Source organism: Cyclobacterium qasimii M12-11B, from assembly GCF_000427295.1.
GTDB classification, from domain to species: domain Bacteria; phylum Bacteroidota; class Bacteroidia; order Cytophagales; family Cyclobacteriaceae; genus Cyclobacterium; species Cyclobacterium qasimii.
Map to the genome: position 1 here is coordinate 36,858 of NZ_ATNM01000202.1, position 24,902 is coordinate 61,759.

A 24,902-nucleotide genomic window follows, 5' to 3' on the forward strand; every position below is an offset into this window, starting at 1 on the left:
TTTGCAATAAGATTAGCATTGCCTAAACCTTTTTCCATGAAAAGAGAGGTAATAAGTAGATCTGATTGTATTCGAACCTAACCTTAGCGCCATCAAAGTAAAATTGAAAAGACAATGACTGAGTATTTTGAAGTGATACCAGCACTTATTTGGGAAACAATAAATTTGGAACCCAAATTAGTAAAACAATTACATTTTAAGCGAATCTTAAGAAAAGCTTGAGAAAAGTCATGACATTGACTTTTTAACTTTAGGCAATAATTAAAATCCACCGTCCCAATGTTAGAGCGAATCATTAAATACAGCATTCAGCATAAATTGATCGTCCTTTTATTTTCAGCAGCTATAATTGCCTTTGGCAGTTATTCCCTATCTGAAATCCCAATTGGTGCTGTACCTGATATCACCAACAATCAGGTACAAATAATTACTACCTCCAGAAACCTTGCTACAGAAGATGTTGAGAAATTTTTGACCTACCCTATAGAACTGGAGATGGCTAATTTACCCAATGTCAATGAAATCCGTTCGGTATCTAAATTTGGACTTTCAGTGGTGACAGTGGTATTTGATGATAAAATAGGCACTTACCTTCCCCGACAACTTATCGCTGAAAAAATCAAAGCCGCAGAAGAAAAAATCCCTGCTGGTTTTGGCCAGCCCTTTATGGGACCTATTTCCACAGGCCTTGGAGAAATTTACCAATATGTGGTAGAAGTTGATTCGGCTTATAAAGACCAATACTCTCTAACAGAGGTAAGGACCATTCAAGATTGGATTATCAAACGCCAGCTTTCAGGAATTCCCGGTGTAATAGAAGTAAATACATGGGGAGGATATTTGAAACAATATGAAGTAGCCATCAACCCTGAAAAACTCCGAAGCCTCAACATTACAGTGGCTCAAACATTTGCTGTTTTAGAGAAAAATAATAGCATTGCCGGAGGTGGATACATAGAAAAAACCAATCAGGCCTATTTTATTAGAGGTGAAGGTTTGGCAAGTTCTTTAGAAGACATAGAAAACATTGTCATTGAAAACCGGAATGGCGTACCAATTTTCATCAGAGATGTGGCTAAGGTCGGCTTTGGTAAAGCTACCCGATTTGGTGCAATTACTGGGAATGGAGAGGGAGAGAAAGTCCTGGGTCAGGTAATGATGCTGAAAGGAGCCAATTCCAAAGAGGTCATCAATGCCGTAAAAAAAAGGGTTGAAGAAATATCACCAGCACTCCCACCAGGTATCAGCATTAATCCATTTCTGGAAAGAAGTGAACTGATAAATAAAACCACTTATACCATTGCAGAAAACCTTATTCTGGGTTGCCTGATTGTCATTTTTGTAGTGGTTCTTTTATTAGGCAACCTGAGGTCTGGACTGGTAGTTGCCTCAGTTATACCTATGTGTTTATTATTTGCGCTATCACTCATGTATATTTTTGGGGTGGATGCCAATTTGATGAGCCTGGGTGCCATAGACTTTGGGATCATTATAGATGGAGCCGTAATCATAGTAGAGTTCATCGCCTTTAAAATCACTTCAGAAAGATCAAACCTATTGCATTTACCCAAAGCGGAAAGGCAAAATAGAATTGATCAAATCACGCATATGGGTGCTTCCAAAATGATGCACTCCGCAATATTTGGACAGCTAATAATTATCATTGTATTTATCCCAATACTTTCACTGGTAGGGGTGGAAGGCAAAATGTTTCGGCCTATGGCATTGGTCTTCTGCTTTGCATTACTTGGGGCCATCATTCTCTGTTTCACCTACGTGCCCGTAATGGCATCCCTGTTCATAAAACCTACAGACCCTAACAAAAAAACCATTTCTTCCGGATTGATTACTTTTTTAGAAAACAGGTACAGGCCTGCCATCGTCTGGGCTTTGAGACAAAAAAGAATAGTAATGGGAGTGGCTGTTGCTTTATTGGTTTCGGCGGTTATCCTCTTCTCTCAAATGGGTGGTGAGTTTATACCTACCCTTGATGAAGGTGATTTTGTTATTCAACCTGTCCTCAAAACAGGTACTTCTTTAACCAATACCATTGAGACCGTAACGAGGATGGAAAATATTCTAAAAAAATTCCCAGAAGTGGATCAGGTGGTTACCAGAATTGGGGCAGCAGAAGTCCCTACTGACCCAATGTCAATGGAGGAAAGTGATGTAATTATCAAATTAATTCCAAGGGATGAATGGGTTACCGCAGACAACAAGGATGATTTGGCCAACAAATTTAAGGAAGCCTTATCCGAGATAGCAGGCGTAGAATACGAATTCACCCAACCCATTGAAATGCGTTTTAATGAACTCATTACGGGTGTTCGTGCTGATTTGGCGATTAAGATTTTTGGTGAGGATTTGGACATTCTCTATGAAAAAGGATTGGAAGTAGGGAAAGCCATTCAAAATGTTGAAGGTGCAGTGGACATTACAGTGGAAAAAGTAGCAGGCCTACCACAAATGTCTGTGAAATATGATCGCCTTAAGATTGCAAAATATGGACTCAATGTAGAAGATCTCAACAATATACTCACCATGGGATTCGCAGGTAAATCCGCCGGAACCATTTTTGAAGGAGAAAAGAGATTTGATTTGGTAATCCGCTACGATGAAAACCACCGCAAAGACATGGATAATATTGAATCAGCTTCTATTCAATTGCCAAATGGCAATCAGTTGCCACTCCGGGAATTTGCCGAGATCACCTACACGAAAGGACCAGCACAAATATCCAGAGACAATACCAAGAGAAGAATTGTAGTTGGGGTGAATGTAAGAAACAGAGATCTTGAGTCGGTAGTGGAAGACGTACAAAGTATTATAAAAAGCGAAATCGACCTCCCTGTAGGATACACCATTGATTATGGAGGCCAATTTGAGAATCTTAGAACAGCAAAGAACAGACTAATGATTGCTGTGCCTATTGCACTGGTTCTCATATTTGTTTTACTTTATTTTGCCTTTAATTCAGTAAAAGAAGCCTTGCTTATTTACAGCGCCATTCCTATGGCTACTGTGGGGGGTGTTGCCCTTCTTTATATTCGGGATATGCCCTTTAGCATTTCTGCTGGGGTGGGCTTTATTGCACTTTTCGGTATTGCCGTTTTAAATGGTATTATACTGATAGAAGAGTTTAAAGAACTCAAAGCAAATGGGGTAAATGATATCAACCGACGGATACTTTTAGGAACAAAGAATAGGTTGAGACCCGTTCTGCTAACAGCAGCCACTGATGCATTGGGCTTTTTACCCATGGCAATTTCAACTGCTGCTGGCGCCGAAGTGCAAAGGCCTCTGGCAACTGTAGTGGTAGGTGGACTCATTACTTCTACCATTCTCACGCTAATTGTACTACCAATTCTCTATTCTTTTTTCGATAAGCAAGGACCTTTACCAACCGTTAAATTGCCTAAAATAGCCGTCACCTTCCTGTTACTGCTTTCAATACCTTTTGTGAGTCAAGCGCAGGATCGCGAAATAAACATTACCCAGGCAGTGGATATTGCTGTACAAAACAACCTTGGCTTAAAAGCATCCAACCAAAGAATAGATCAAAGTGACCAATTGATAGGGAGTGCCATAGACATCAGCAAAACAGAATTATATTACAGCAAAGACCAGAACAATTTAGCACCAAATGACCTGGCCCTTAATGTCTGGGGCATCCAACAGTCTCTTCAATTTCCTACGGTTTATGGTGCACAGAGAAAAGTAATGCAAGGGAAATCACAATTGGTCCGGGATCAATTTGAGATGGATCTTTTTCTTGTGACCAAAGAGGTCTCCAAAACCTATTATGAAATTATCTATTGGCAAGAAATGCTAAAAAATTACATTTATTTGGACAGTTTATACACCCAGTTTCAGCATGCTGCCACCAGAAAGTTTAATCAAGGCGAATCAAACTACTTAGAAAAACTAACCGCTGACACCAAGAAGAAAGAAATTTCGCTAATGCTAAATCGAATAAGGGAAAGCATAAAAAAATCATCTATCGATTTAAATCAATGGCTACAATCCGACACCACGTACATGGTACAAGATGAGCGTTTGGAGAGAATAACATTAATGCCTCTTGATATAGAAGAACATCCAACCATCAACTTCTATGCTGATGCCATGAAGCTTTCTGGCAGTAGTTATAACTTAGAAAAGCAAAAATTACTTCCGGATTTAAATCTTTCCGTCTTTCAGGGTATGAATAATGGTCTGGGAAGACAGACCTATTCAGGTTTTCATGTGGGAGTTGCCGTTCCGCTATGGTTTGGGTACCAAAAGTCAAAAATAGCTGCTGCAAAGACAGCATCTAGAATAATAGAATCCGAGCGTAATAATTACGTAATACAGCTTGAATCAAGGTACCAGGTCTTGCTCTCCGACCTTAGGCAATTTGAAGAAGAATTGAATTATTATGAAGAAACGGGTAAGAAATTGGCTGAGGAGACATTGTTCCATGCCAATGAGGCTTTTAAGAATGGGGAAATTAATTTCCTACAATACACCCAGTTTTTAGAAAATTCCAAAACCATTGAATCCAATTATCTCCATTATCTTTTCCAATACAACAACACTGTTTTGGAGGCGAACTACTTAATGAATTTACAATAAAAAATAATCATACCATGAAAAATCATGCGCTAGTTTATATAACGTTTGCTTCTCTCCTGTTCTTTGCATCCTGCTCCTCTAAGTCAGGTATATCCGAAGAGAATACAACTGCAACAGGAACCCTACTGGAGGGAGATTATGTAATAACAACCAGTCAATTCAAGTCTTCAGCCATGGAGCTGGGGAAATTGGAGATGGCGTCCTTTCATCAGGTGGTGAAAGCCATTGGAAAATTTGATGTGCCACCAGAAAACAATGCTGCAGTAAGTTCCTATTTCGGCGGAACGGTAAAGGACATACGTTTATTACCAGGTGAAAAAGTTAAAAAGGGGCAAAAACTTTTCACTTTGGAAAATCCTGATTTTGTGCAATTGCAGCAAGATTATTTAGAAGCTAAAGGGCAGCTCACATATCTGAAATCAGACTATGAAAGACAGAAAAATCTTGCGCAAGACAATGTAACCTCTCAGAAAAATTATCTAAAGGCAGAGTCAGATTATGTAGTGACAAAAGTCAAGGCAGAAGCACTTGCTAAGAAATTACAGCTGATGAATATAGATCCAAAAACCTTAAGTCTGGAAAATATTAGAACCACCATTCAAATAACTTCACCTATTGAAGGGTATGTTACCAGGGTGGATGCAATGAGGGGTAAATTCCTAAGTCCTTCAGAAACTGCAATTTCTATTGTAGATACAGATCACATGCATCTGGAACTAAATGTTTTCGAGAAGGACCTGTCAAAGATAAGCAAAGGGCAGCCCATCGTATTTAAAATACAGGAAGATGACAGTAAAGAGTATGAAGCTTTCGTCTATTTGGTAAACAAAATAGTTGATCCTGAAAATCGAACCATTGGAATACACGGGCATTTATCAGAAGAAAAACTTGCTGAAAGATTTAATCCTGGAATGTACGTAGAAGCTGAAATTTACGCAACTACTGCGACCAAAGCATCCTTACCACAGGATGCTTTGGTTGATATTGATGGGGAATATTCTGTGTTGGTTCTGAAGCATTTTTCTGAGACTGAGTACACTTTTATGAAAAGAGGAGTAAAAACAGGACTTACAAATGAAGGAAAGGTCGAAATTCTAAATCATCAGGAATTCTCTGAGGACGCTCAATTTCTAGTAAAAGGAGCGTTTAATATCATAAAAGATTAAACCTAGTGAATTCAGCTATGTTTTTCCCAGGCCCTAAGGCATGGAAAAAAGTAACATCTTGCTATTAACTTAGGTAAAAATCTTAGTGGCATTGTTGGAGAAAAAGGAAACATTACCACCAAGATCTTTTAATGGACAATCACAAAACCACGGGCTAAACCCGTGGTTTTTATATTACGCTATTTCTGGGCTCGTGAATTAGAAACAATGAAACTTGCTCCAATTCTTGAAGCGTTAGGTGGAATTCCCCACAACATTAAACCTCAATACCCTTATAAATCCAATAAGAAATCCTGAAATTCCTGGGTGTTGAAATTACTCATACCCTCCTGATAAAAGACAATCTTACCTTCAGGACTTACCACCAATGTGGTAGGGATTGCCTGACTTTGCAGGGATTGATTTAATCCATAGGCAGCGTGGACAATGGGAAAAGAATATTCCTTTTCCTCCACCAGTTTTTTGCTTTTATTAAAGTCATCATCCAGGGCAATCATTAGAAATACCAAATCTTCCTCACCATTAACCTTGTCATACAAATCAGAAATATGAGGCATCTCTGCCCTACAAGGAGGACACCAGGTGGCCCAAAGGTTAATGAAAATGGTTTTTCCCTTGTATTGCGATAAGCTGACCCTGTCACCATTCGTATCTACAAATTGCCCTGCATAATCAAAGTCTTTCTTTTCTTTGTTCTCCAATAAAACCTTAGGCTTTATCAATCCTGTAGATAAAATCATAGATTGAAGTCCTCCCGCTATGGGCGTAATAAGGCCAGTAAAGTATAAAATGCCAAATATCCCCAACATTATCCCCCAACTTTTAATTTCTTTTCTCCAATTCATAGGTATTAATTTTATATAAAGGTAAGACCTGTTTTCTTAGTAATTGGTGACAATTCTCACCTTTAAAATTACCGAAACAATTAGGACTTGCTTACCTTTGTTCTAAACCTAAAACGAACCCAATGAAAACAAAGTTATCAATTACCGCTTTTTTTGCCATTTTATTTATGTTTAGCGCCTTCAAAGGAAATGCGCAAGTGCATGTTGGCCTCTATCATGAGGGCGTTCTTAGCCATATAGGCGTAGGAACGGACCCCGAAAAGAAGATATTCGGAGAAGCCCGTGTGCTGGCTGGAGGTGTTATAAACCCCTTCATGGGTGTGGAAGCTTTGGGACATTATAATTTTCGCCAAACCGATTGGTATAACCTGCATGGAGGATTGATGTTGGGATACTCAGAGATCACAGATGTACAAGCAGGATTACCCTTTGGCTTAAGTTTTAAACCTATTGCCAACCACCGTCAGTTTTCCTTATTACTGGAAGGAACACCCATGTATGGTTCTTATGAATTCACTTTCAGGGCATTGATAGGTTTGAGGTATACTTTGAGTAAAGAAACTGATTGCCTTAATATCCGTATTTCTTACCCCAGAGCTTTTGAAGGTTTTTCCTCAAGTCATTCTCTCTTGCATTGGCTCCAGGATCATAAAGTTTGGTGCCTTTGATCTTGTCTGGCAAGAATTCCTGAAGCGCAAAATTATTTTCATAATCGTGTGAATACTTATACTCTTTCCCATAATTCAAGTCTTTCATCAACTTGGTAGGGGCATTGCGCAAGTGAAGTGGGACAGGCAGGTCACCTTCTTGTTTCACGATTGCCTGGGCTGTATTGATGGCCATGTAACTTGCATTGCTTTTGGCAGAGGAAGCCAAATAAGTAACACATTGGGACAGGATAATTCGGGATTCGGGATAACCGATTACATTTACCGCCTGAAAGCAATTGGTAGCGAGCAAAAGTGCATTTGGATTGGCATTGCCTATGTCCTCTGAAGCCAAAATAAGCAACCTTCTGGCGATGAACTTTACATCCTCTCCCCCTTCTATCATTCTGGCCAACCAATAGACAGCCGCATTGGGATCAGACCCTCTGATGGATTTTATAAATGCCGAAATGATGTCATAATGTTGCTCCCCTGATTTGTCATAAAGGGCCACTTTCTGTTGCGCTACCTGCATGACCATGTCATTTTCGATCACAATCTCCTCTTCTTGAAAACTGTCTATAACAATTTCCAGAAGGTTGAGCAGCTTTCTACCATCCCCTCCTGAAATTCGTAGCAGGGCGTCAGTCTCTTTGAGAACAACCTTTTTTTTCTTTAGTACAATGTCTTTTTCCAATGCCTGATGCATCATGGCTTCTAATTCCTCCTTACCCAATGGGTTGAGTGTAAAAAATCTGACACCTGGAGAGCAAAGCAGCGTTGACCTCAAAGGAAGGATTTTCTGTGGTAGCGCCAATAAGTCTAATCACTCCTTTTTCCACAGCTCCCAAAAGCGCATCTTGTTGAGATTTATTGAATCGGTGTATTTCATCAATGAATAGCACGACTCCAAGTTGGTATTTTGCTTTTTGGATCACTTCCCTTATGTCCTTTACCCCTGAACTGACCGCACTAAGGGTGTAGAATGGAGCTTTTACCTCATTGGCAATGATATTGGCTATGGTCGTTTTGCCCACACCAGGAGGCCCCCACAATATCAATGAAGGAATAGAGCCTGATTTAATGGCCTTGTGAAGGAAAGTATTGGGCCCAGACAAATGTTCCTGCCCGATCAATTGATCCAATGCTGTTGGCCGCATCCTTTCTGCCAAAGGGGTCTGTTCCATATTGTTTGTTTTCTAAATATTAGGTATACTATTTATACACAAATTCATTTTTTCCAAAGTTTTAATCTGCTTTCGAAGGCCTCCAGGTGTTGGTCCGTAAAATCCATATGAGTAACCATCCTGACCTGGTCTTTGCCGAATTTAACCGCCCAGATATTTCTTTCAGTCAGTTCTTCTAAAAATGACTCCGGGCTTATTTGTTCCAATTCGGCAATTACAATATTGGTTGAAACCGGTAAAATCTCTTTGACGAAAGGAGTTTGTTGTAAAATGACTGCAAGGGCCTTCGCTCTTTCATGATCATCCTCCAGCCTGAAAACATTATTATCCAAAGCATATATTCCGGCGGCTGCTAGCATACCCGCCTGTCTCATGCCTCCACCCAAAGCTTTTCTGATCTTTCTAGCCCTCTTCATGTCTGCCTGACTTCCCAATAACACAGAACCAACAGGACAGCCCAATCCTTTACTCAAGCATACAGATATGGTATCAAACATTTTCCCCCATTCAAAGGGTCGTTCACCAGTTGATACGAGCGCATTAAAAATTCTGGCACCATCCAAATGGAGTTTCAATCCTGTCTCTTTACACAACTGCCTGATGGGTCTTACCTCGTCGAGTGTATATACACTTCCTCCTCCTTTGTTCATCGTGTTTTCCAAAGACACCAAAGTAGTTTCTGGCAAATGATCATCATCAGGATTAATGACTTGGCGAATGGCTTCAGCATCAATTTTACCGAAGTTTCCATCCAAAAGCTTTACCGAGGCAAGGCTATTGGACATTATCCCACCACCTTCATACAAATAGATATGTGAAGATTTATGGCAAATGATTTCTGTTTGAGGCCTGGTATGTAACTTAATGGCTATCTGGTTGGTCATGGTTCCAGAAGGGCAAAATAAACCTGCCTCCATACCGAACATTCCAGCCAGTTGTTCTTCTAATATATTTACGGTAGGATCCTCTCCAAACACATCATCACCCAAGCCAGCATTCAGCATGGTCTCTTTCATTGCTTGGGTCGGCAAGGTCAAGGTATCAGACCTAAGATCTATCCTCAATTTATTATCCATCGTTATTTTTTTTATAATTCTGCCCAAATTTGGTGCGGGTCTTTATGTCCAGCAAATCTTCAATATCCGAAAGTTCTATATTCAACGCATTATTTGAAATTTGTATTTCTGCCAAAGAGATGCCTAAAGACACTAACAAGGAAAGCATACTTGCCATAAATACCCAATTGGCTGCAATATCGAAATCCTGGTACAATAAAAACATACAAATCACACACAGAAAAAAACTTATGACACCATAGGTCTGCATGTTTTTTATCATCGTCAGCCTTTTTTTCAGATTTTTGATCTGCCCGATAATGACCTCCTCACCCATGCTATCTTCCTTGTACTCTTTGTGCAAACCCCTTATTAAGTTTGCCATTGCTAAAAACCGATTGGTATAGGCCAACATGAGCAAGGTGATGGCGGAAAAAAGCAAGGCTGGTGTAGAAAGTGTTAGCTCCATAATTTAATTCATTTAAAAGTTTAGCAATGACTGTCTTAATCGTATCGAAACTGACTTCAACTCAGGAAATCAACATCAAATTTAGCCTAACGGCATTTAGTATTTTGCCATGATTTCCTTTGTAGAGATCCAATCATCACTAAGAAATCCAATGTAAAATCGAGAGCTAAACCACAATTTAAACTAAAATAAAAACCCCGTCAAATCAATGACGGGGTCCAGTATATATTTTAGGTAAATATTTTAGGAGACTTCTCCTAAAACTACCAGCTTTTCAAGTGTAGGACTTTCACTTCCTCCTTTAGGTTCTATGGTGATGGCAAAAGCTTGTGCTCCTGAAGCAATGTTCATGGTTTGCAAATCAATTCTTTTGCCTGGATTTACCAAGCCAATACCAATTGGGCCGTCTTCACCTATTGCCCATAATTGATAATCGTTTTCTTCATCAAGTGCAGCCAATTGATTGACTGAAATTAGCACTTCTTTGCTTTCTTTATCCCAAAACACATCTACCAAGGCATCTTCCTGCATAGGAAAACCTTCGCCTTTCATGGGGATTTTATCAAAATTCCCTGTAATGAATTTCTCCATCCCAGTATCTAACGATTTCAATTTTACCTGATTGGCTTGTATCTCTTCAGCCAGCACACCATTTTGTTGTAATGATATTGCCAACCTTTCTTCCGCATCTGAATACTGATTGGCGTAATATATTGCTACAAATACGGAAACAAGGGCTACTACCGAGGCGGCAACAGCGAATGTTTTCCAAGGATTGGCCAATGGCACTTCTTTGCCTAACCTTACCTCTTTCTGCAAAGGTTTATCAGGAATATCTGTAGCGCTGTGCTTTTTGTTCTCAGCTTCCAGTGTTTCAAAAATTTTATTTTAATTCCACTGGATGGACTGATTCCTGAAACTTCATCGATAGCAAGCATGGCTTCTTCAATGGCAGTTATCTCCTGTTCAATTTCAGGGTACTTCTTTGCCATTGCAAGAACCTCTTGTTGTTCTGTCTCATTAAGATCTCCCAATACGAAGAGCTCCAATTTACCGGACGATATGTAGTCTTGGATATCCACTAGATTTTATCAGCTTTCAGTTTCAACACTTTGATGGCAGACCTTATCCTGGATTTCACAGTACCTAAAGGCAAGGAATACTCTTCCGCTACCTCAGTATGGGTATACCCTTTAAAGTAGATACATTCCATCACGAATCTTTGTTCGTCATTCAGGTCATCCATCAATTCTTTGACACCGATTCCGTCTACAGTTGCTGCTGTACCGGCATCGTTCTCCATACCATATACGTAAGCATCTATCGTATTGGTCTTACTCTTCTTTGAAAATTCCTTCGAACGAGTTTTATCTATGGCCGAATTCCTGCAAATGTTGGCCATCCAGGTATAGAGCCGTCCTTTGCTTTCATCATAATTATCAATCTTATTGACAATTTTAATGAAAGCATCATGAAAGACCTCTTCGGCTATGTCCCGATCAAAAATGATCCGAGAAATCACACCAAACAAAGCTTTGGAGTATTTTTCATACAAATACTCCTGAACTTTGTTGTCTCTGGCTCTAAGCCCATGTACTAATGCCTGTTCTTCCAAAAAGCGTGTTGGTCAATAATTGACTACTACAAATTTTTAATTACCCTAGCTGAATTTTATAAATGTATCACTTCACCATAGGCTGCTGCTGCAGCTTCCATCACTGCCTCAGACATGGTAGGATGTGGGTGTACAGTCTTGATAATCTCGTGTCCGGTAGTTTCAAGTTTCCTGATAGCTACAATTTCAGCTATTAATTCTGTTACATTATATCCGATCATGTGTGCTCCAAGGAGTTCACCATATTTCGCATCGAATATAAGTTTCACAAAACCATCTTTGGCTCCAGCTGCAGAAGCTTTTCCAGAGGCAGAGAAAGGGAATTTACCTACTTTAATTTCATATCCTGCTTCCTTGGCTTTGGCTTCGGTGAAACCTACAGAAGAGATTTCAGGAAGACAATAAGTACAACCAGGAATATTGTTATAATCTAGAGGATCAGGATTTTGACCTGCAATATTTTCTACACATATAATTCCTTCTGCAGAAGCTACGTGAGCTAAAGCAGGCCCAGGAACCACATCTCCAATGGCATAGTAACCTGGCATATTGGTTTTGTAAAGCTCATCTACTTTGATTTTGCCTCTATCCACTAATACCCCAACATCTTCAAGACCACAATTCTCTACATTTGACACTACGCCTACTGCTGAAAGTACAATGTCACAATCAATTTTTTCTTCTCCGTCTTTGGTCTTGACAGTAACTTTACAGCCATCACCTTTGGTATCCACATTGGTCACCTCAGCACTGGTCATCACTTTGATGCCTTTCTTTTTATATATTTTTTCTAGTGTTTTGGACACTTCCTCGTCTTCATTTGGAACGATACGATCCAAGAATTCAACGATGGTCACTTCCACACCAATAGAGCTGTATACATAGGCAAATTCTACCCCTATGGCTCCAGACCCTACAACTACCATTTTCTTTGGCAATTTATCCAGTGTCATCGCCTTGCGGTAACCTACTATTTTTTCATTGTCTATTTTTAAAGCAGGCAGCTCTTTGGATCTTCCTCCAGTGGCTATAATGATATGGTCGGCACTGTACTCTGTTTTCTTACCGTCCTTATCTTCTACCTCTACTTTTTTGCCAGGTTTTATTTTTCCCCAACCCGTAAGTTTTTCAATTTTATTTTCTTGAATAAAAATTGAATGCCTTTACTCATGCCATCTGCAACGTTCCGACTGCGCTTGATCATGTCGTCAAAATTCACGCTCGCTTTTTCTACGGAAATACCATAATCCTCTGCGTGATTAATGTATTCAAATACTTGAGCGCTTTTTATCAAAGCTTTGGTAGGAATACAACCCCAATTAAGACAAATCCCACCTAGATCTGCTGCTTCTACTACCGCAGTCTTTAATCCTAATTGAGAAGCTCTAATTGCTGCTACATAACCTCCTGGACCACTGCCCAGAACAATGACATCGAATTTAGTTGAAGACATATTTTTATCTTTTGATTACTATTTTGCTATGCAAATTTATAATAATTAAGTTCAGAAAAAAATTTGGTTTTACATATAAAAGTTAATATAATTCCAATTTTTCCTCAGCCTGAGCTACGTTACTCAAAATGTATGAGGAATGAATAAATTATTGGGTTGCCTATTTTTTATAATTAATAGCTATTTTTGAATTCAATCAAACATTAAAAAAATTGACTATGGGATTACTTTCAGGTAAAAAAGCCTTGGTAACAGGGGCTTCCAAAGGAATAGGCAGGTCCATTGCTATACGTTTTGCTCAGGAAGGTGCTGATGTGGCCTTTACTTATTTGTCAAGTGTAGAAAAAGGAGAGGCACTTGAAAAAGAATTGGCCGCTTTTGGTATAAAAGCAAAAGGTTTTCGTTCTGATGCTTCAAACTTTGCAGCTGCAGACAAATTAATAGGTGATGTGGTAACATTTTTAGGTGGAATAGATATTCTTGTAAATAATGCCGGAATCACCCGTGACAACCTCTTAATGAGAATGTCTGAGGAACACTGGGACGAAGTGATTAATATCAACCTCAAGTCCTGTTTTAATACCGTAAAGGCTGTAACACGAACCATGATGAAAGCCAAAGCTGGATCCATCATCAACATTACTTCCGTAGTGGGTGTTAGAGGAAATGCCGGACAATCCAATTACGCTGCTTCAAAAGCAGGTATTATTGGCTTCACCAAATCTGTAGCTTTAGAACTTGGTTCAAGAAATATCCGAAGCAATGCCATCGCACCAGGATTTATTGAGACTGAAATGACTGCTGTGCTGGATGAAAAAACTGTTCAGGGTTGGAGAGATGCCATTCCTATGAAAAGAGGAGGAAAACCCGAAGAAGTGGCCGATGCCTGTGTGTTTTTAGGATCGGACATGAGTACTTATATTTCAGGCCAAACACTTGAAGTAAATGGTGCCATGAATACCTAAACCAAGCAACCAAAATAATTTAAAGCTTTTATGGCCCGAGGTATTCACCTTGGGCTTTTTGTTTTAAGCTTGCCGATTTGACTTCTTTATTTAGGTGATAATCTTTATATTTATTGTCGCGGTAAAGAAGGAAATGACCTATTCAGAAATAAAACGCCATCATTGGAAAGACATCATCTGACCTGGGTTGATTTTTAACCTCGAATATTTAAGAAACGAGGCACTTTATCGATGTGTTAATGAAATGAAAATTTAATAGGGAGACTAGTTCTATTTGTCAAAAAGTAGTTTTATAACTGTAGCGAAAAATGGGAGGGTCAAAAAACACAGATGACTATATTGCGGAATTCCCGCCTAATGTACAGCAAAAGTTGGAGCAAATACGAGCTATCGTTAAGGAAAACATTCCGGTCGAGGCCGAAGAATGCATCAATTATAAAATGCCAACTTTTAAATTGCATGGAAATCTCGTTCATTATGCTGCCTACCAAAATCAAATTGGCTTCTACCCTTCCCCATCGGCAATTGAATTTTTCAAATCAGAGTTAACAAATTACACCTATTCCAAAGGAGCCATTCAATTTCCGATGGACAAACCTTTACCCCTGGAGCTGATTGCAGCAATCGTACAATTCAGGGTGAAAGAAAACCTAATGAAGAAAAAATAGAGACCTCCATAAACCACTTAGGCTTTAATTTGTCTAGCTCCTCCACTTTCTAAAAGCAATGTGATTTCATTGCTTATTAAAAACCTTACTATTAAAATGAAAAGTATGATCAATCCTATAATCAAAGCGGAAGCATTTCACCAATTGTCCCAGACTCAAAATTTGATCTTAATAGATGCACGTTTTGTTTATTCAAATTATGAGAAGGGGCATCTTGATGGAGCCTTGCATGTCGATCTGAATAAGGATTTGTCCCAAATAGTAGAGAATCCTGCACATGGAGGTCGGCATCCCTTGCCTTCTCCCGCAGCCTTTGGTAGCACGCTTGGAAAATTAGGCATAACCCCAGAAAGTCATGTGATTGTTTATGATGACAAGAACGCCTCTATGTCTGCAGCCCGTTTTTGGTGGATGCTAAAGGCGCTTGGCCATGAGAAAGTCCAGGTTTTAGATGGAGGCTTTCAAGCCGCCGAAAAACAAGGATTCCTTGTTAACAATGAAATTGCTACTCCTCAATCTTCATCCCCTTACCCAGTAACAGATTGGAAATCCCCCTTGGCTGACCTAACTGAAGTAAAATCAGCTTCAGGCAAAAGGAATCAAATGATTATTGATGTAAGAGAATCCGAAAGGTATCAGGGTTTAAAAGAACCCATTGATAAAATCGCTGGACATATTCCAGGTGCGATCAACCTCCCTTTTACGGAAAATTTAGATGAAAACGGCTCCTTTTTATCGCAAGAAAATTAAAAGAAAAATACCTGAAAGCATTTAAAGCTACTCCCTCAAGCGAAATCATTGTCCACTGTGGATCCGGCGTAACGGCCTGCCATACGCTTCTGGCCATCACTTTTGCAGGATTGGATATTCCAAAATTATATGTTGGTTCCTGGAGCGAATGGTCAAGAAATAATTTGCCTATGGTCACTGAAAGTTAGACTCACAGGTCTATTTTTCTTCGCCAGAGCAGGTAATTAATCCCTAGATTAAAATTCACGCCATGAAATTTAGTATTATTGGCTCCTGTGGTATTTAAAGGTAGCCAGTAGGTAGAATTAACCTCCAGCTTTAATCGCTCAGAGATTGAATAAGAACTTCCTATGCCTAGCATCAAGTGTGATAATTTCCATTCATTTACCGTAATGGATTCCGAATAGTCAGGACTTCCTGGTAGCTCTTCAAATAGGTAACTAAACAACTGATTGCGGGTAAAATTAAACATCCCACCACCATGAATATTTAGGTCAAACTTACCATAATTGACTGGCCTATATGAGCCCATTAAAGGAATGAATAATTGTTCGGTCCTTATTTCTATATCATCCGGTAAAATTCCATTATCCTTCATTCCCGGATAGGCCAAAAGATCAACCCTATTCAGGTCTTCCGGATCATCTATTTCTCCTTGCAAATTACCCCAAAGCAAACCAGTACTTAAACCAACCTTATTGTTCCAAAGTAATTCTACAGAAGCTCCTGGAATAAAAGAAGGTTCATATTCGAACTCCTTTTGAAATGGGAAAAGAACATTAATATTAGCATTGGCATGTACTGACAGTGCTTTCTTGTTTTTACCATTCAAAATTGGATTGGATAAATTGCTAGTGTCGCCCACCACTTGTTTTAAATCAGATTGAAACATTTCCTTTCTGATTTTTTCCAAAGAGTCTCTGGACAAATCACTGTATCCATTGGCTGGTATTTGTTGGTTTTTCTGTTTCCCTAAATCCCTTTGATGCTCAGTTGCACCAGATGATATGACTCGTTCGTTATCTGATGCATCACCAATAACTGGCAATGGTTTTTCTACCTCGTTTGAACCAGCATCAGTATCAAAAGAAGGATTAGATTTTATTCTATTGGTATTATTACTTGCAATTGGAATGTTATGAATTGAATAATCATTGCTTTGTACTAAAGAAGCTTGGTCATCTACAGTCTTTTGCTCACTTACAGACAAAGGGAGCGACTGTGAATTAATCACTTGCTTCTGATAGACATATAGGGTATCATAGATGTACAGGGTGTCTCTAACAGTGATCGTAACGGGATCATGTTTTTTAAAATCCTGAATCCCTGATGTACTTTCATTATTTTGAAAATAAAAGAGCATCATGGCCAAACCAAATAAACTTGTAGCATAGATATAAGGTGCATACCACTGTTTCCAAAAAGGAATTCTCAAGGCCTCTAGGGCAGGTGCAAAATCTTGCCAGGCACTTTCTTCATACTTTGGAGTATAGCCTTCCAGGGTTGCTTTTATTTTCTTTTCAAAAGAATCTTTAGGCTCCATATTGCTCGTCTAGTGAAGGGTTGACAGATAGTAACAGTTGCTTTAACTTTAATCGTGCTTTTGAATAGTTGGACTTCGAAGTGCCTTCTGATATACCTAATTTCTCAGCTATTTCTCTGTGGTTATATTCTTCCACAGCATATAAAGTAAATACCATTCTATAGGCTGGAGGCAATTGTTGAATGAGTTCTAGAAGTTCTTCAGCACCGATTTTATCAAGCACTTCCTCGATTTGGGGTTCTTCTTTTACATGGGAAAGATCTGGGTGACGGTCATAGAATCGTTTGTTCTTTCGGTAATGATCAATTGCAGTATTGATCATTAATTTTCTAACCCAACCAGCAAAAGACAACTGTGGGTTGTACTTATCCAATTGAGTGAAAACCTTAAGAAATCCGTCATTGACTACCTCCCTAGCCTCAGCGCTGTTAGCTGTATAGCGAAGGCATATACTCAAAGCATACGGGAAGGTCAATTGGAAAAGTTTTTCCTGAGCTTTCCGTTCTCCTTTTCTGCATTTGAGAACAAGGGCCTTGAGCTCTTTTGATTCATGTAAATTCATAATACAAGTACATCACGTTTACTACACATAAAATGGTTGCCTCGTTTTGTGATGTTTAATAAAAAAATTTCTTTGCCTACCCATCAATTTATGGAATCGCCTCTTACGAACCTTCAGCGCATTCTAATTCTTCGTACAGAAGTAAAACTGGCTTTAGTAAAGGTTAATTAGAGAGGCATCTGTTTTATGAAAGAAAATTTAAAGGCCAGGGTTTAAAGCTTTGAACTTTAAATATACCGACTTTAAAATGCTTGACGTCCTACAAAAAGCTATTCATTTTTTGATTAAAGAAAACCCCTTAAAATAAAAATACAAACAACTGAATTCCAGTTCACAAAAATAAATTTAGAAAAACCCAATCTTTTCAGGCAACCAATTCCACATGTTTTGGCGTGATCCTTTTGAAAACGCACAAAACTAAACTAAAACATGAAAAACATCATTCTAATTATTTTTGCAGTTTGCTTCTCTACTACCATTTATGCTCAGGAAGCCAAAAATCAAGAAACCCTTTTCAATAAAAAAGTGGATCTCACCAAAATTGGTTTCATGGTATCACCGGGATTTAACTTTACTGAAATCGCTGGAGAAAGTGCAACTTTTTTACCAATTGAAGGCAGGAGTGGTTTTTTGGGATAAATTGACAATAGGTGGGTACTATTCAGAAGCGATCAACGATGTAAGACCTGCCAATTTATTAGTAGATTATCCTAGGGCAAATATTGAGATGAGTGCTGCTGGTGGTTTTATAGAATACAGTTTATATACCAACAAACTATTGCACCTCACCATTCCTGTAGCCATCGGAAGCATGGAAATGGAAGGGGATGATTATAACCCTCAGGACATCAATGAAGGGGAAAGCAGGACCATGTACGTAGAACCTGCCGTCCAGGCAGAAGTAAATCTTCACAAGTATGTCAGGTTACATGCAGGCCTTGGATATCGAATCATGGGTGATCCTAATTACTCAGAAGGGATAATACCTAGAGCAGATGATGCGCTCAGCTTTCAGGTAGGTTTGAAGTTCGGATTGTTCCAAATCAAAAAATAGGTTAAATTTTTCTTGTTAAAAGGGGCATCTCCGAAGGGTTGATGCCCCTTTTTTTATCAAATAATTGCTTTTGGGATTTCCTATGACCATTTTATTACTTCATGATTTCATTTCAAAATCGCACTTTATAATTTGCCATATTATTTTGAAATTGAACCTTCAATAAACTGGTTGGAATCACTAAAAAAGAGTTCCAGTCAGCTTATTTATACTTGGAATTGAATACATGGAAAAATACAACCTTGAGTGAATAACTAGAAACAAGTTATAAACTCGGGGAATTTAAATAAAAACACATGGTCCGATCCTTCCGGTTTCTGCTTCTCTTTCTGCTATCAAATGTATGGGTAGGGATTTTTAGCCCCGTTGCATTTGGGCAGCAATTGTTACAAGAATATACAGCAACATTAGACTCTACTGTGGTATTGTCTTATATCATTCAAGATAAGGATGGAAAAGTCCTTTCCAAATTGAATGCCGATAAGCAAATCCCCTCTGCCAGTATCATTAAAATACCCTTGTTGTTATACCTTATGGAAAAGGTAGAACAAGGGGAATTGGCCCTTCACGAAACCTACAAACTTAAAAATTCCGATAAGGTGGGTGGTTCAGGGGAATTGCAATTCAAACCTGACGGGCACCTAATAACTTATGAACTCCTGGCATCTGAAATGATCCGAATAAGCGACAATACCGCCACCAATGTACTAATTAGAAAAGTTGGCCTGAGATCCTTTCAGGAATGGCTGCATACCAACGGTTATAAAACTACTCAGCTCAATAGGTACATGATGGATTTTGATGCCATCGCAAAAGGGCAGCAGAATTATACAAGTTCAGCAGAAATGAACAGGCTTCTCCTCTCCCTATTAAATGAAAAATCCCTAAATAAAGCATCCACCTTACAAGTCATTGAATGGTTGAAGAATTGCGAAGATAATAGTGCCTTACCCTATTTGCTACCTGAAGTAGTAGCCATCGCGCATAAAACAGGTACACTGGAATATGTCCGTGGAGATGCTGGGATTATTTTTGGTAAGCGGCCAATAGTGTTGACCGTATTTGTAGCGCACTATTCCAATTTAGAGAATGCTAATAAAATCATTGCCGAAATTGCACGGCTTGCCTTTCTTGACTTCGATGAATGAAAAGTGCATAAGTTCTTTAAGGCACATTTTTTGTAAAACCATGGCTAGGATAATAAACCAAACTATACAACCATGAAAAACGAATCATTAATAAAAATTTTGAATGATTGCGCAAATGCATGTAATCATTGTGCTGATGCTTGCCTTGATGAAGAAAATGTTGATCATATGATCTCTTGCATTAGAAATGATCGGGTCTGTGCTGAGGTTTGTACCTCCACTGCTAAAATTTTGTCCATGTCCTATGGCCCAATAGATGAACTATTGAGGTTTTGCGTCAGTGTTTGTACGAGATGTGCGGAAGAATGTAGTCAGCATGACCATGAGCACTGTAAGGCATGTGCGGAAGCATGCACAGCGTGCAAAGAAGCTTGTCAAAATATTTTAACAGGTTGAGTCCGGCAAAGGTCAAAAACCTAAATACCCTAACCAAGGTGACTATTTCCTTGATTAGGGTATTACGTTCAATCCGCAAACCTTCCAGGTTTTGTTGATAATCAGCCTGATGGTAAAATTAGGGGAGTGAAACCTAGAAGGTTTCATCTCTATAAGACCTAAATGATTAAAGAAATAGGCTGTGGATTTCAAGTATTAACTGATCTATAGGTTTTTACTTATGTCAGGAATTATCTTCCTAACCTTAATACCAAGACTTATATTCCGGCATAAATAATAATAATGATACCTACTATAAAGCAGGCAAACATACTTTTAAGCATGGTTTGGGTACTTGTTGAAGCGCCTTTAAATTCTTTCCAAACAAATACACCCCAAAATGCCGCTACCATGGTAGCACCTTGACCGAGGCCATAAGAGATTGCAGGCCCAGCTTGTTCTGAAGCGATAATACTAAAAGCCATTCCAACACACCAAATTGCTCCTCCGAGAATCCCTACCAGGTGAACCTTAAAGTTTCCAGCAAAATAATCCTTATAAGAAACGGGAGCGCCATCAACAGGCTTTTTCATAAGGATGGTATTGAAAAGGAAATTGCTTAGCAATATTCCCAAAGCAAAAACAAAAACAGCACTGTAAGGGGTAAACCTCCCTACTTCTGGGGATAAAAAGTTCAACGACATAGATTGCTGGACAAGGAAATAGAAAAAGGACATTAATACCCCTCCTATCAAAGCCAACTTTAGCCCTTTAGAAACATCTTTGGCTTTGTCTTTACTATTTTTCTTGTAAGCCATTGCATCCAATACTATGGCTACTGTGACCAATGCTACCCCCATAAACAATAGGATGGGATCACCCTTTTGCTCGGAAATATAATTAATCAACACACCCAAAACCAGGGCCAGACCAATGCCTACAGGAAAAGCCACTGCCATACCTGAAACGGAGATGGCCGCGACAATCAATATATTAGCGAGGTTAAAAACCACCCCACCAGCCAGGGCATTCCAATAACTAGAAAGATCTGCCTGGCCTAAGTCTTCGAGAAATGGCCTTCCGCCTTCTCCAATACTTCCAAGTGTCAATCCAAATACCAAAGAAAGCAAAACTATGCCCAACACGTAATCCCAATAAAACAATTCAAATCTCCAATTGCCTTCGGCTAATTTTTGTGTATTGGCCCATGAGCCCCAGCACAGCATGGTAATAAAACAAAAGAAGACGGCTAATGGGTAATCGTTGATTATATACATTAGGTAAGGGTTTGGGTTATTTTAATTTTTGGACAAAGTCAATTTAAATTCAATGTTAGTGGATTCGTATCACATGGCAATTGAAAAAAAATTGACAAAGAGGTTTTGACACTATTTATTCATAATTAAGGAGTGACAAGCACATAGTTTTCCATTCTATCAAAAAAGTCGCCCATGATGGCTTCCTTGTTAAAGTTTTCCCATATAATTATTTTCCTTGGATTATCTGGTCTTTCTTCCCATTCCCCATCTACTAACAATGGCGCTGGAATTTCTTTCGTTTCAGCCCAGCTAGGATCTTTAATAATTGCGATTGCAGCCATGTCATACAATGGTCTGGTACCTGCCTCATCATAAGTTTGGATATTATTGTACAGGCTTACTGAATAATCACCAAAACGATCGAAGGAATCTCCATGTCTACCTATTACTTTTTTATTTGCCAAGGGTCCTTTACCTGGCATTATACTATTGATTTCAGCCCTGTTGGAAGAAACTGCAGCGGTCCCTGTAAGTTTGCCCCCTCTTACCAAAACGATCTCAAAAGGCACATCTACATTTAAAATATAATTCAATGAACCTTCATCATTGTCTTGATTATATTCGCCAGCATATGGATAGTTAGAACCCAACCATACAATCCTCACTTTACTCGCTATGGATGGATCTTTCTCCAAAGCCAAAGCGATATTGGTTAATTTACCGACAGGCAAAAGGATCAATTTCTCATCTGCTTTTTTATGCGCTTCTTCAATGATGAAATCCACTGCTTCAGATCCATCATAAGTTGCTTTATCCAAGTTTGGTCTAATTTCCTCAAAGGAAGCATCTGCACCTCTAAAAAGTGGCATGCTTTCATACACGTTGCAAAGATCCATTACCCTTCTGGCTTCCTTATAGTGACCCTCGATATTTCCCCCATTTCTGGTGGTGTTTACTGTTATTCCCACAACATCAAAAACATCCCCATTAAAGAATAAATAAGCCATGGCATGTTGGTCATCCAATTCGTTATTGGCATCTGAGTCCAAGAGAACCCGGTGTTTTTTTGATTCTGGTGAATTTTGGCAACTCGTCAAAAGAAGGGGTATTCCCATACCTATAATAAGGGCGATAAAAATGTTTTTCATGTGAAATTTAAGGTTAAATATTATTTTAATTGTAAAGGGTTATTCTTGGATGTCTTTTAAAAACGGAACAGAAGCCTGAGCGCCATGTTTGGTCACAGATAAAGCAGCGGCTTTATTTGCAAAGGTTACTGCCTCTTGCCAATTCATACCTTTGGACAAACCTGCAGCCAAAGCACCATTGAAAGTGTCTCCCGCGGCAGTTGTATCCACTGCCTCAACTTCCAGTGTCGGCAGGGTACCAGCAAAATTTGGTGTGGAAAGGAATGCCCCAGCGACGCCTAAAGTGATAACTACTACTTTTACTCCTTTGTCATGGAAATAATTCGCAGCATGTTGTGCACTCTCTTCTCCAGTAATCTTAGTACCTGTCAAAAATTTTGTTTCAGTTTCGTTGGGAGTAATGGCATAGATATTCGAATACAGTTCATTGGGCAATTTACTAGCTGGTGCAGGGTTTAATATTACTTTTTTACCCAGACTAGTGGCTTTTTTCGCTACATATAAAACGGTGTCTAATGGAATCTCCAACTGAAGAAGAATCACTTCAGATTCCTGGAGCAAGTTATAGTATTTATTGACTTGCCTGGTATTCAAGGCTTGATTGGCACCTCCAGCCACCACTATGGTATTTTCTCCAGATTTTTCTACTACTATCTGAGCAACACCAGAGGGTAATTTATTATCAAGGACTACTCCATCTACATTAAGCCCTTCTTTCCTGAAATTCTCAATGGTTTGGTTACCAAAAAGATCATTGCCAAGTCTTGCGATCATCGCTACCTGACCACCAAGTCTGGCTGCGGCTACTGCTTGATTGGCTCCTTTGCCCCCAGGGTTCAACAAAAAACTATGTCCCATTAATGTCTGACCCGCTGAGGGAAATTCATCCACTCTTATCACCATATCAGTATTTGCACTACCTACCACTAGGATTTTTTGATCCTTATCCATGTTTTTTCAACTGTTCTGTCCTAAATCTAAAAACAAAAAATTAAAAACGCATAAAAAAATAGCTAAACGGAAGAAATTCACTTTAAAACATTCCATTTCAGAAAAAAAATGAAATTACTTAGTTATTCAATTGGACCTATTCAAAAAGTTGTTTGGTTCTAAGATTGTATACGGAATCCTATTTCCCTGCAGCCTGCAAATTTTAAAACCACAATAGCCTCCTCAGTATCCCTAATGACAATGGAAATAAAATTAAAAAAACACTTAATTGAAAGCACTCTCGAATAAACATCGAGAGTGGTTTAAAAAAATTAGCCCTTCAATTCAGCGAACATGGCCATTGCCATGGGGAAAAGAATATTGTTTTCTAAATGGATATGCGTACGAAGGTCATTTTCGAATTCTTCTAACATTTGGTAAGCAACGCGGAAAGTGGCACAAGCATCATTTGGAATCTCATAGGCTTGGGTTAAGTTTGAAATTCTGGCAAAACGAGCACCTTCAGCTTTATGGTCATCTTCCATCATTTGAATCGGATTCTCTATAGCACCAAAATGGGCTTCGGGTAATGGAATACCTTCCCTTTTGGCTTTTACCATGGATTGGATATAGGGAAACAATACCAACTCTTCTTTTTTCATGTGAACAGTCAATGCAGCTGCCCCTTCTGCAAAAAGGCGATGAATCTCTTCAAGCTCTGGATGGCTTTGAAGATGTACTTTCTCCAATTTTGCCAGATACGATTTAAGGACAGGTATGCTCTCTTCAACATAGGCGTGATGCACTTTTACGATATGCGCTATCTATTCAACAGCTGTCAAATTAGCGTATTGATCACTGATATTGCCTGCATTGACCTCATTGAGCTCTTGCAATAGCTTATCCAGGTTAACTCCTTTTTTCTGGCAAGCATCGGCGATCCCCATATTTCCTCCACAACAAAAATCTATCCCCTGGTTGGTAAATATTTTGGCAGTTTTAAAGTTAGCTGCCACGATCTCACCTACTGATTGATCAATTCCCTTTTCCATAACTATAAATTTAAATAGATACTTCCTTGATTTGTTATAGAACAAAAATAAGCATAATAAATAAAAAAGGACTTTTTTATCTTTTATTATTTTAAAGTGGTTTCTTCGAAAAATATTTGATTTGGAGTAAGTGGGAATTGGCAAATCACAACCTAAGCTCAAGGTAAGATTCGCTATAAGTGAAAGGCCGGATAACTAAAACTTAATTAGATAATTTGGACCTATGTTTATGAAACAATTTGGCCCAGAAAATTTAAAAGTTTTAAGTTTCAATAGCCTTGATGAAATGCTGCATTCCACTAGCAATTGATATCATTCAGAATAAAAGCCAGCAATTTTAAAATAAACTCAATAGTTGCCTTAAATTAAATAGCTCATGAATAGCAAATACACTATA

The 24,902-nt window shown here is 38.9% G+C and carries 24 protein-coding genes and 2 pseudogenes; 11 read left to right on the forward strand and 15 right to left on the reverse strand.

Annotated elements, in window-relative coordinates:
- The first annotated feature begins 279 nt into the window (after positions 1-279).
- Together ADICYQ_RS25420 and ADICYQ_RS25425 are read left to right on the forward strand one after the other, a co-directional pair.
- The gene (locus ADICYQ_RS25420) at positions 280-4,614 is read left to right on the forward strand and encodes a CusA/CzcA family heavy metal efflux RND transporter (RefSeq protein WP_020892502.1); all 4,335 of its coding nucleotides are present in this window, start codon (positions 280-282) and stop codon (positions 4,612-4,614) included.
- A gap of 14 nt (positions 4,615-4,628) precedes the next feature.
- A complete protein-coding gene (locus ADICYQ_RS25425) occupies positions 4,629-5,780 on the forward strand; it encodes an efflux RND transporter periplasmic adaptor subunit (RefSeq protein ID WP_040418204.1) in 1,152 nt (383 codons plus the stop codon).
- A 272-nt stretch (positions 5,781-6,052) separates the two neighbouring features.
- Here the strand turns inward: ADICYQ_RS25425 and ADICYQ_RS25430 are convergent, their stop codons facing one another.
- Entirely contained in the window at positions 6,053-6,625 is a 573-nt protein-coding gene (locus ADICYQ_RS25430; RefSeq protein WP_020892504.1) for a TlpA family protein disulfide reductase, read from the reverse strand.
- Positions 6,626-6,747: 122 nt separating this feature from the next.
- On the opposite strand from ADICYQ_RS25430, the gene ADICYQ_RS25435 reads away from it, so the two are divergent.
- On the forward strand, positions 6,748-7,293 hold the full coding sequence (locus ADICYQ_RS25435) for a hypothetical protein (protein WP_040418206.1): 546 nt from the start codon (positions 6,748-6,750) through the stop codon (positions 7,291-7,293).
- Here the strand turns inward: ADICYQ_RS25435 and ADICYQ_RS25440 are convergent.
- From ADICYQ_RS25440 to lpdA, 7 genes and pseudogenes are all read right to left on the reverse strand, one after another.
- Positions 7,196-8,459 (reverse strand): annotated as a pseudogene (locus ADICYQ_RS25440) (replication-associated recombination protein A). The gene ADICYQ_RS25435 and the pseudogene ADICYQ_RS25440 overlap by 98 nt on opposite strands.
- Before the next feature lie 44 nt (positions 8,460-8,503).
- Complete coding sequence (locus ADICYQ_RS25445) at positions 8,504-9,535, reverse strand: threonine aldolase family protein (RefSeq protein WP_020892507.1); 1,032 nt, start codon at positions 9,533-9,535, stop codon at positions 8,504-8,506.
- The gene (locus ADICYQ_RS25450; RefSeq protein ID WP_020892508.1) at positions 9,528-9,983 is read right to left on the reverse strand and encodes a DUF2721 domain-containing protein; all 456 of its coding nucleotides are present in this window, start codon (positions 9,981-9,983) and stop codon (positions 9,528-9,530) included. Before ADICYQ_RS25450 ends, ADICYQ_RS25445 begins: the two co-directional genes overlap by 8 nt.
- 243 nt (positions 9,984-10,226) lie before the next feature.
- Entirely contained in the window at positions 10,227-10,802 is a 576-nt protein-coding gene (locus ADICYQ_RS25455; protein ID WP_020892509.1) for an anti-sigma factor, read from the reverse strand.
- Complete coding sequence (locus tag ADICYQ_RS29910; protein WP_316929344.1) at positions 10,787-11,065, reverse strand: hypothetical protein; 279 nt, start codon at positions 11,063-11,065, stop codon at positions 10,787-10,789. The genes ADICYQ_RS25455 and ADICYQ_RS29910 overlap by 16 nt, the downstream gene beginning before the upstream one ends.
- Positions 11,065-11,598 carry an RNA polymerase sigma factor gene (locus ADICYQ_RS25460; protein WP_020892511.1) on the reverse strand — a complete coding sequence of 178 codons (534 nt, stop codon included), beginning with the start codon at positions 11,596-11,598 and terminating at the stop codon, positions 11,065-11,067. Before ADICYQ_RS25460 ends, ADICYQ_RS29910 begins: the two co-directional genes overlap by 1 nt.
- A gap of 56 nt (positions 11,599-11,654) precedes the next feature.
- Positions 11,655-13,051: pseudogene (gene lpdA, locus ADICYQ_RS25465) on the reverse strand (dihydrolipoyl dehydrogenase).
- Positions 13,052-13,269: 218 nt separating this feature from the next.
- On the opposite strand from lpdA, the gene fabG reads away from it, so the two are divergent.
- From fabG to ADICYQ_RS30535, 4 genes are all read left to right on the forward strand, one after another.
- Positions 13,270-14,016 carry a 3-oxoacyl-[acyl-carrier-protein] reductase gene (gene fabG, locus ADICYQ_RS25470; protein ID WP_020892514.1) on the forward strand — a complete coding sequence of 249 codons (747 nt, stop codon included), beginning with the start codon at positions 13,270-13,272 and terminating at the stop codon, positions 14,014-14,016.
- 308 nt (positions 14,017-14,324) lie between these two features.
- On the forward strand, positions 14,325-14,684 hold the full coding sequence (locus tag ADICYQ_RS25475; RefSeq protein WP_040418208.1) for an iron chaperone: 360 nt from the start codon (positions 14,325-14,327) through the stop codon (positions 14,682-14,684).
- A 105-nt stretch (positions 14,685-14,789) separates the two neighbouring features.
- The gene (locus tag ADICYQ_RS25480; RefSeq protein ID WP_020892516.1) at positions 14,790-15,434 is read left to right on the forward strand and encodes a sulfurtransferase; all 645 of its coding nucleotides are present in this window, start codon (positions 14,790-14,792) and stop codon (positions 15,432-15,434) included.
- A 47-nt stretch (positions 15,435-15,481) separates the two neighbouring features.
- Positions 15,482-15,622, forward strand: a complete 141-nt coding sequence (locus ADICYQ_RS30535) for a hypothetical protein (protein WP_369073261.1) — start codon at positions 15,482-15,484, stop codon at positions 15,620-15,622.
- A 2-nt stretch (positions 15,623-15,624) separates the two neighbouring features.
- Here the strand turns inward: ADICYQ_RS30535 and ADICYQ_RS25485 are convergent, their stop codons facing one another.
- Positions 15,625-16,977 (reverse strand): outer membrane beta-barrel protein, encoded by a 1,353-nt coding sequence (locus ADICYQ_RS25485; protein WP_020892517.1) that lies wholly within the window; start codon positions 16,975-16,977, stop codon positions 15,625-15,627.
- Entirely contained in the window at positions 16,967-17,539 is a 573-nt protein-coding gene (locus ADICYQ_RS25490) for an RNA polymerase sigma factor (protein WP_040418210.1), read from the reverse strand. The genes ADICYQ_RS25485 and ADICYQ_RS25490 overlap by 11 nt, the downstream gene beginning before the upstream one ends.
- A gap of 429 nt (positions 17,540-17,968) precedes the next feature.
- Here ADICYQ_RS25490 and ADICYQ_RS25495 point away from each other — a divergent pair, with 429 nt between their 5' ends.
- The 4 genes from ADICYQ_RS25495 to ADICYQ_RS31400 all read left to right on the forward strand — a co-directional run bounded on the left by ADICYQ_RS25495 (position 17,969) and on the right by ADICYQ_RS31400 (position 20,137).
- Positions 17,969-18,178: a hypothetical protein gene (locus ADICYQ_RS25495; protein WP_020892519.1), complete on the forward strand. Its 210-nt coding sequence runs from the start codon at positions 17,969-17,971 to the stop codon at positions 18,176-18,178.
- Entirely contained in the window at positions 18,132-18,593 is a 462-nt protein-coding gene (locus tag ADICYQ_RS25500; protein WP_020892520.1) for a hypothetical protein, read from the forward strand. Before ADICYQ_RS25495 ends, ADICYQ_RS25500 begins: the two co-directional genes overlap by 47 nt.
- Before the next feature lie 296 nt (positions 18,594-18,889).
- Positions 18,890-19,741, forward strand: a complete 852-nt coding sequence (locus ADICYQ_RS25505; protein WP_020892521.1) for a serine hydrolase — start codon at positions 18,890-18,892, stop codon at positions 19,739-19,741.
- 72 nt (positions 19,742-19,813) lie between these two features.
- Positions 19,814-20,137: a four-helix bundle copper-binding protein gene (locus ADICYQ_RS31400; protein ID WP_081652443.1), complete on the forward strand. Its 324-nt coding sequence runs from the start codon at positions 19,814-19,816 to the stop codon at positions 20,135-20,137.
- Positions 20,138-20,394: 257 nt separating this feature from the next.
- Here the strand turns inward: ADICYQ_RS31400 and ADICYQ_RS25510 are convergent, their stop codons facing one another.
- The 5 genes from ADICYQ_RS25510 to ADICYQ_RS29205 form a co-directional block, all read right to left on the reverse strand.
- Positions 20,395-21,393 (reverse strand): GRP family sugar transporter, encoded by a 999-nt coding sequence (locus ADICYQ_RS25510; protein WP_020892522.1) that lies wholly within the window; start codon positions 21,391-21,393, stop codon positions 20,395-20,397.
- Between the two features lie 125 nt (positions 21,394-21,518).
- Entirely contained in the window at positions 21,519-22,523 is a 1,005-nt protein-coding gene (locus tag ADICYQ_RS25515; RefSeq protein ID WP_020892523.1) for a nucleoside hydrolase, read from the reverse strand.
- Between the two features lie 39 nt (positions 22,524-22,562).
- Positions 22,563-23,474 carry a ribokinase gene (gene rbsK, locus ADICYQ_RS25520; RefSeq protein ID WP_020892524.1) on the reverse strand — a complete coding sequence of 304 codons (912 nt, stop codon included), beginning with the start codon at positions 23,472-23,474 and terminating at the stop codon, positions 22,563-22,565.
- 311 nt (positions 23,475-23,785) lie between these two features.
- Positions 23,786-24,277 carry a hemerythrin domain-containing protein gene (locus ADICYQ_RS25525; protein WP_316929346.1) on the reverse strand — a complete coding sequence of 164 codons (492 nt, stop codon included), beginning with the start codon at positions 24,275-24,277 and terminating at the stop codon, positions 23,786-23,788.
- Entirely contained in the window at positions 24,278-24,505 is a 228-nt protein-coding gene (locus ADICYQ_RS29205) for a DUF542 domain-containing protein (RefSeq protein WP_020892527.1), read from the reverse strand.
- Positions 24,506-24,902: the final 397 nt, after the last annotated feature.